This is a genomic window from Hymenobacter elongatus, assembly GCF_004745955.1.
Lineage (GTDB): Bacteria > Bacteroidota > Bacteroidia > Cytophagales > Hymenobacteraceae > Hymenobacter > Hymenobacter elongatus.
Window position 1 is genome coordinate 1 of record NZ_SRLD01000112.1, and the last position, 938, is coordinate 938.

The following is a 938-nucleotide window of genomic DNA, read 5'->3' on the forward strand; positions in this document are numbered from 1 at the left end:
CCACCCAAAATGCCTACGTGGAACGCTTCAACGGCTCGTTTCGTCGCGAGCTGCTCAACGGCTACCTCTTTGCTACCTTGCAGCAGGTGCGTGAGCACTGCCGCTTGTGGCAGTACGACTACAACCACCTACGGCCCCATCAGGCCCTCGACTTTATGACCCCAACTGAGTTCCGCCAAGCTGCCTGACCTCTACTTTTACCTGGCCTACCTGACGGGGAAGCTTACAACACCACTAGACAAAGTTTAAAACAGATAGGGTGATTTCCAGAGGTTGCTTTTTTTACGCTGCCTCGATTAGCTCCCTCCACTACCGCACAGCACTACGAGTTGTAGACTGTAGCGGGTGGGTGGTAAGAATCCTCTGTTAGGTGCGTCTGGGTTACGCACCGTAAGCTGCCGTGGCGCAGCAGAGCAACTAGGGTATATAGGTTACTCGGCATAACCAAGCGACTGTAGGATTTTACGCATAAAGCAATTAATCTAGCAGATTTAGTCGAATCAACTCAGAGCTTAGCATAGCCCGTTGTTGTGTATTTAATGCTAAGGCAATCTGTTTTAAATCCTTATTTATATACTTCATACCTACCTTATTCCCCGATGCATATACCTCATTAAGTATGCCTAATATCATAGGAGCACCTATGGACTCAGGATCATGCTTTATTATAAATTCAATAATAAAACGATTACGGTTGTACATGAATTCGAAGTCTAGTTTTTTGTTCATTTTGCTAGAAAAGTGTTTATGTAATTAAATCCTGTGTAGGGTGATAAAATTCCAAAATACGCATTTGAAATATTATGATAAGGGGTGTAATTCAAAACTACGCGGTTGATTTTTTAAACAGGTCGGTAAGCAAGTGCATTTGTGGACTTTTCAGGGCCGAGCGTAAGCGTACGAGGCGGTCGAGCCCGCCATTGGACCAGCGCTGGCCG

Annotated in this window: 2 protein-coding genes; one reads left to right on the forward strand and one right to left on the reverse strand. The window is 45.6% G+C overall.

Annotated features, from left to right (window positions below; all coding sequences use genetic code 11):
- Positions 1-188: integrase core domain-containing protein (locus tag E5J99_RS20965; RefSeq protein WP_135498948.1), on the forward strand; the 188-nt coding region annotated here is incomplete at its 5' end.
- Positions 189-477: 289 nt separating this feature from the next.
- On the opposite strand, the gene E5J99_RS20970 is transcribed toward E5J99_RS20965, so the two are convergent.
- Positions 478-729 (reverse strand): hypothetical protein, encoded by a 252-nt coding sequence (locus E5J99_RS20970; RefSeq protein WP_135499755.1) that lies wholly within the window; start codon positions 727-729, stop codon positions 478-480.
- Between the last annotated feature and the right edge of the window lie 209 nt (positions 730-938).

Coding starts and splice junctions, on each gene's coding strand:
- E5J99_RS20970 (WP_135499755.1), bottom strand. CDS start 729: ATGAACAAAAAACTAGACTTCGAATTCATGTACAACCGTAATCGTTTT.